Origin of the sequence: Longimicrobium sp. (assembly GCF_035474595.1) — a bacterium.
GTDB lineage: Bacteria > Gemmatimonadota > Gemmatimonadetes > Longimicrobiales > Longimicrobiaceae > Longimicrobium.
On record NZ_DATIND010000042.1, the window covers coordinates 1 to 7402 of the forward strand.

The 7402-nt window shown below is 74.8% G+C and carries 1 protein-coding gene; it reads right to left on the reverse strand.

Annotated features, from left to right (window positions below):
- Nucleotides 1-7383: non-ribosomal peptide synthetase (locus VLK66_RS06785; RefSeq protein ID WP_325308624.1), on the reverse strand; the 7383-nt coding region annotated here is incomplete at its 3' end.
- Between the last annotated feature and the right edge of the window lie 19 nt (nucleotides 7384-7402).

Here is a 7402-nt window from a genome sequence, read left to right on the forward strand (position 1 = left end):
GCCCACGAAGGCGTGGCGCAGGGTGCCCGGCACCCCGCCGGGCGTGGCGCGGACCTCCTCCACGATGCGCCGCATCAGCGCCGGCACGGCGTGCAGCGCGGTGCACCCGGCCAGCTCCTCCACCAGCCGCGGCACGTCGGGCACCCGGTCGCGCGGGACCAGCCGCACGGTGCCGCCGCCCAGCAGCGGAAGCAGCGTCTCGAACAGCCAGATGTCGAAGGCGAAGGAGGCGAGCGAGGGCACGCGGTCGCCGGCACCGAGCCCGAACGTGTCACGCGCGGCGGCCAGCGTGGCGCCGACGCTCCCGTGCGGCACGCGCACACCCTTGGGACGGCCGGTGGAGCCCGAGGTGTAGATCACGTACGCCAGGTGCTCCGGCGTGAGCCCGCCGCGCCCCGGGCCGGTCGCGGGGAGCGAAGCCCACGCCGGCGCCGCGGCGTCCAGCTCGAGCAACGGGACGTCCGGGCTCTCGACACGATCACGCAGGTGCGCCTGCACCAGCACCGCCGCCGGGGCGCTGTCGGCCAGGATGTACGCGAGGCGCTCCGCCGGGTAGCCCGGGTCCAGCGGCACGTACCCGCCGCCCGCCTTGAGCACCCCCAGCACCCCCACCACCATCTCCAGCCCCGGCTCCGCGCAGATCCCCACCCGCGTGTCCGGCCCCACGCCCAGGGCGCGGAGGTGGTGCGCCAGCCGGTTCGCCCGCGCGTCCAGCTCCGCGTAGCTCAGCGTCTCGTCCTCGAAGACGAGCGCGGCCGCGCCGGGCGTGCGCTCCACCTGCGTCTCGAACCGCTCGTGCACGAACGCTTCGCGCGGCGACTTCGCCCGCCGGTCGTTGAACTCCTCCACCACCCGGCGCCGCTCGGCCGCGGAGAGCAGGTCCAGCCGGCTGACCGGCTTCGCGTCGTCCGCGGCCATCTCTTCCAGCACGCGGCGCAGGGAGCCGGCGTACCGCTCGACCGTGGCCCGGTCGAAGAGCGCGGTGGAGTAGATCACGTTGCCCGCGATCCGCCCGCCGCCCGGCGTCAGGCCGAGCGACAGGTCGAACTGGGCCGCCGCCTCCTCCTCCACCGCGTCCAGCCGGACCACCTCGAGCCCCGGCAGCTCCAGCGCTCCGCCGCCCGGCACCTCCTGCCAGGCCAGGATCGCCTGGAAGATGGGCGTGTGCGCCAGGCTGCGCGCCGGCCGCACCCGCTCCACCACCTGCTCGAAGGGGACGTCCTGGTTCCGCTGGGCCTCCAGCGCCCGCGCCCGCACCCGTCCGAGCAGCTCCGCCACGGTGGGCGCGCCCGACAGCTCCACCCGGAGCGCCAGCGTGTTGACGAAGAACCCGATCAGCCCCTCGAACTCGCCGCTCCCGCGGCCCGCCGCCGGCGTCCCCACCACCACGTCGTCCTGCCCGGAGAGCCGGCCCAGCACCACCGCCCACGCGGCCAGCACCGTCATGAACGGCGTGGTCCCGTGCCGCCGCGAGAGCGCCGCCACCCCCGCCACCAGCGCCTCGTCCAGCTCCACGCCCAGCGACGCGCCGGCGAAGTCCTGCCGCGCCGGGCGGGGGCGGTCCGTGGGCAGGTCCAGCAGCTCCGGCGCGCCGGAAAGCGTTTCGCGCCAGTAGTCGGCCTGCCTCCGCAGCACGTCTCCATCCATCCGGTGCCGCTGCCACGCCGTATAGTCCGCGTACTGGACCGGCAGCGGCGGGAGCGGATCGGCACGCCCGAGGGCGAAGGCGGCGTACAGCGCGCCCAGCTCGCGGGTGAAGATTTCCATGCTCCATCCGTCCGAGACGATGTGGTGCATGGTGACGAGCAGCACGTGGTCGTCGCCGGCAAGGCGGACCAGCCGCCCGCGGACCAGCGGGCCCCGCGCCAGGTCGAACGGCGCGCCCACCTCGTCCCGCATCAGGCGGCGCAGCTCATCCTCCGCGTCCGGCAGGGCGGTGAGGTCCTGCTCGAACAGGTGGAACGGACTCTCCTCCACTGCCCAGATCCGCTGCGCGGGGACGCCCTCCGTCTCCGGGAAGCTGGTGCGCAGCGCCTCGTGCCGCGCCACGATCCGCTCCAGCGCGCGCACCAGCGCCTCGCGGTCCAGCTCGCCCTTCAGCCGCAGGCGCAGCGGGAGGTGGAAGGCCGCGCCCGCGCCCTGCATCTGCTCGACGAACCAGAACCGCTGCTGCCCGAACGACAGCGGCATCGGCCCGCCGCGCTCCACCGGCGCGACCGCCGTCTCCTCCGCCCGCGCGGCCGTCTCCAGCCCGCGCGCGAAGTCCGCCAGCACCGGCCGGACGAAGAGGTCGCCGATCGACGCTTCCACGCCCAGCGCCTGCCGGACACGCGAGACCACGCGCACCGCCAGCAGCGAGTGCCCGCCCAGCGCGAAGAAGTGGTCGCCGCGGCCCACCCGCTCCACGCCCAGCAGCTCCGACCAGATGTCCGCCAGCGTCTGCTCCGTCTCCCCCTCCGGCGCCTCGTAGCCACGCGAAGCGAACGCGTCCGCGCCGGGCGCGGGGAGCGCGCGGCGGTCCAGCTTTCCGTTGGGATTCAGCGGAAGCGCGTCCAGCCGCACGAATGCCGCGGGAACCATGTACTCCGGCAGCTGCCGGGACAGGTGCGTGCGGAGCGCCTCGCTCTCCAGCGCCTCGCCCACGAAGTACGCCACCAGCCGCTTCCCGCCGGCCCCGTCGTCCAGCGCGAGCACCACCGCCTCGCGCACGCCCGGGTGCGAGGCCAGCCGCGCCTCGATCTCGCCCGGCTCCACGCGGAAGCCGCGGACCTTCACCTGGAAGTCGGTGCGCCCCAGGTACTCCAGCGTGCCATCGGCGAGCCACCGGCACAGGTCGCCGGTGCGGTACAGCCGCGCCCCCGGCTCGCCGAAGGGGTCGGGGACGAAGCGCTCCGCCGTCAGCCGCGGCCGCCCCAGGTACCCGCGCGCCACCGCCACCCCGCCGATGAACAGCTCGCCGGCCACCCCCACCGGCACCGGCTCGCCGGCACGGTCCAGGACGTAGACCGCCGAGTTGTGGATCGCCCGGCCGATGGAGACGCGCTCCGCCCCGGGGTCGCACGCCCACTCGGTCACCTCGCCGGATTCCGTCGGCCCGTACTGGTTGAACAGGCCGGCGCCGGGAAGCCGCTCGTGGAACTGCCGCACCAGCGCCATGGAGACGGCCTCGCCGCTCACGGGGACGCGGAGCAGGCTGGTGCACGTCTCCGACTCCGGGTGCTCCAGGAAGAGCGGGAGCATGGAGGGGACGAAGTGCGCCGTGGTGATCCCCTCGCGGCGGATGGTAGCCACGAGGTACGCCGGGTCGCGGTGGCCGCCGGGGCGCGCCATCACCAGGCGGGCGCCCACCATCAGCGGCCAGAAGAACTCCCAGAACGAGACGTCGAAGGAGAAGGGCGTCTTCTGCAGGAGAGCCTCGTCCGGCTGCATCCCGTACCGGTCCTGCATCCACGCCAGCCGGTTCACCAGGCTCCCGTGCTCCAGCATCACCCCCTTGGGACGCCCGGTGGAGCCCGAGGTGAAGAGCACGTGCGCCAGGTTCGCCGCCCCCAGTCCGTCCCGGCCGGGATTCGTGGCCGGATGGACGGCCCACGGCTCGCCGGCGGCGAGGTCGAGCACCGGGATGGCGGAGCCCGCCGACAGCAGGGCGGCGGTGGCGGCCTGCGGCGGGTGCGTCAGGAGGACCGCGGGGGCACTGTCCTCGAGCATCTGGCGGAGCCGCTCCACCGGGTAGCTGGCGTCGAGCGGAACGTAGGCGCCGCCGGCCTTGAGGATGCCCAGCAGCCCCACCACCATCTCCACGCTGCGCTCCACGCAGATCCCCACCCGCGCGTCGGGGCCCACGCCGAGCGCGCGGAGGTGGTGCGCCAGCCGGTTCGCCCGCGCGTTCAGCTCCGCATAGGTCAGCGTCTGGCCGTCGAACACCACCGCCACCGCGCCGGGCGTCCGCTCCACCTGGGCTTCGAAGAGCTCGTGGACGCACGCGCCGGCGTGGACCGCGGCGCCGGGGGCGTTCCACTCCTCCACCACCCGGCGCCGCTCGGCCGCGGAGAGCAGCTCCAGCCGGTCCACCGGCGCCAGGTCGTCGGAGACCATCGCCTGGAGCACCCGGTGGAGGTAGCCCACGTACCGCTCCACCGTCCCCCGATCGAAGAGCGCGGTGGCGTAGTTCGCCTCGCCCGTGATCCGCCCGCCGCTCGGCGCCAGGCTCAGCATCAGGTCGAACGCGGCCGCCTCCTCGTCCACCCCGTCGACCGGCGCCGCGGCGATGCCCGGCAGCTCCAGCTCGCCGCCGGTCATCTCCTGCCACGCCAGCGCGACCTGGAAAAGGGGCAGGTGCGACAGGCTGCGCGCCGGCCGCACCCGCTCCACCACCTGCTCGAAGGGAAAGTCCTGGTTCTGCTGCGCCTCCAGCGCCCGCTCGCGCACGCGCCCCAGCAGCTCCGCCACCGTGGGCGCGCCCGACAGCTCCACCCGCAGCGCCAGCGTGTTGACGAAGAAGCCGATCAGCCCCTCGATCTCCCGCCGCGTCCGGTTGGCGATGGGCGTGCCCACCACCACGTCGTCCTGGCCGGACAGCCGGGCGAGCACCACCGCCCACCCTGCCAGCAACGTCATGTACGGCGTGGTCCCATGCCGCTGCGACAACGTCCGGAGCCCCGCGGTCAGCGCCTCGTCCAGCTCCACCTTCACCGACGCGCCGGCAAATTCCTGCCGCGCCGGACGCGGGCGGTCGGTGGGCAGTTCCAGCAGCTCGGGCGCGCCGGCCAGCGTCCGGGCCCAGTACTCTCCCTGCGCCTCCACGGCGCGGCTGCTTACCCAGCGCCGGTGCCACACGGCGTAATCCGCGTACTGCACCGGCAGCGGCGGCAGCGGGTCGGCCTCGCCACGCGAGAACGCGGTGTAGAGCACCTCCAGCTCCCGCGCCAGCACCCCGACCGACCACCCGTCGCTCACCACGTGGTGCATCGTCAGCAGCAGCGCGTGGTCGTCCGGGCCCATCCGCACCAGGCGGCCACGCACCAGCGGCCCCACCGCCAGGGCGAACGGCGCCTCGAACTCCTCCGCCGCCAGGCGCCGCAGCTCACCCTCGGCGTCGGCGCACCCGGTGAGATCGTCGTCGCGCAGGGCAAAGCCGTGCTCGCCCGCCGGCGCGATCCGCTGCTCCGGCTCGCCCTGCACCGCGGGGAAGGTCGTACGGAGCGACTCGTGGCGCTCCACGATCCGCTCCAGCGCCCGCGCCAGGGCGGCGCGGTCGAGCTCGCCGCGCAGCCGCACCCGCCACGCCACGTGGTACGCCGCGCCCGCGCCTTCCATCTGGTCGATGAACCACTGGCGCTGCTGCGCGAACGACAGCGGCAGCGGCGAGCCGTCGCGCGGCACCGGCACCAGCGGCGGGGCTGCGGCGTCGCCGCGCGTCTCCGCCGCGAGCGCCTCCACGCGGCCCGCCAGCTCCGCCAGCGTCGGCGCCTCGAACACCGCCCGCAGCGGCAGCTCGGTCCGGAACTCCTCCCGCACCCGCGAGACCAGCTGCGTGGCGAGGAGCGAGTGCCCGCCCAGGTCGAAGAAGTTGTCTTCCCCGCCCACCCGCTCCATCCCCAGCACCTGCGCCCAGATGCCCGCCATCCGCTCCTCGGCGGGGGTGCGCGGCGCCACGTACGTTTCTCCGCGCGAGCCGGGCGTGTCGGGCGCGGGCAGCGCCGCGCGGTCCACCTTGCCGTTGGGGGTAACCGGCAGCGCCTCCAGCACCACGAAGGCGCTCGGCACCATGTACTCCGGCAGCCGGGCGCGCGCGGCCTCGCGCAGCGCGGGCACCAGCGCGCGCATGCGGCGGCCCCACTGCGGGTCGTTGGCGTATACCTCCCAGGGCTGCACCTCGTCCTGATGCGCCGGGAAGGACGAAACGCCGCCGGCCGGATGGAAGAGCACGTCCAGCGCGCCGGACGCGCCGGGGCGCACCTCGGTTCCCCGCCCCAGCTCGTCGGCCAGAGCGAACAGCGCCTCGGGGGCGATCCCGCCTGCGTCCGCGGCCGCGAGCGCGCGCACGGCCGCCGCGCTGACCGCTCCGCCGCCGGCCGATACCAGCTCGTACGCGCGCACGTGCTCCCGCACCCGCGCGTCGGGCACGCCGCGGACGAGCAGCGCCGAAGCGCTCCCTTCGATCCGCGCGCGCAGCCCGACGGTGTCCTCGCCATCCCACGGGTGGATGACGGGTTCCGCCATCCCGGCGGGGTCCACGTCCAGGTGGAGGACGACGTCGTAGCGGAAGCGCGAGACCTCGTTGTCGTACTCACCCCGCTTCACCTGCACTTCCACGCGGCCCAGGCGGGGCATCCGCGCCCGGAGCGCCTCGAAGAGCTCCGGATCGAGCAGCAGCTCCTGCTCCTCCGCCATCCCCCGCCGCACCCGCGCCTGCAGCTGCTCGATCGGCAGCCCCGCCGGCGCGCGGGCGAGCTCCACCGAGGCGTGGAAGGCACCCGCCAGCGGCAGGCTGCGCACGTCGCCCACGAAGATCCGCCCGCCCGGCCGCAGCGCCGCCGCTGCGCCCTCCAGCACCCGCAGCAGGTAGTCGACGTCCGGGAAGTACTGGGCGACGGAGTTGATGACGACGGTGTCGAAGCCCGCCCCCGCGAACTCCGCCAGCACATCCGCCTCGCGCTCCGACAGGCTCACCTGCGGGAGCCCGGCGAGGTGGCGGCGCACGTGCGCAAGCGCCACCCCCGAGAAGTCGGTCCCGTGGTACAACTCGACGTGCGGCGCCACGCGGAAGAGCACAAGCCCCGTCCCGCTCCCGACCTCCAGCACCCGCTCCGGCCGCAGCGCCAGGATGCGCTCCGCCGTGTGCTCCACCCACGCGCGCATCTCCTCGCGCGGGATCGGCTCGCCCGTATAGCTGCTGTTCCACCCCTTCAGCGCCAGCGTCGGATCTTCTTCCGCCCCGTCCTGCGCGTAGGTGTCGTCAAACAGCGTCTCCCACTCGGACACCTGCTCCCTGCCGCCGCGGGCGGTCTCGACCACCTCCGCGCCCGGAACGACGTAGGCGACCAGGCGCCTGTCCCCCGGAGCGTCCTCCCTCGCCAGCACGACGGCCTCGCGGACGCCCGGTTGCTCGCGCAGCACGGCCTCCACCTCGCCGGGCTCGATGCGGAAGCCGCGCACCTTCACCTGCTCGTCGGTGCGCCCCAGGAACTCCAGCACTCCATCCATGCGCCAGCGGGCACGGTCGCCGGTGCGGTAGGCCCGCTCGCCCTCGATGGAGACGAACTTCTCGGCGTTCAGCTCCGGCCGGCCCAGGTAGCCGCGCGCGACCCCTCCGCCCGAGATCCACACCTCGCCGGGCACCCCGACCGGCGCCATCTCGCCGCGGGGACCACATACGCGCAGACGGACGCCGGGGAGGGGC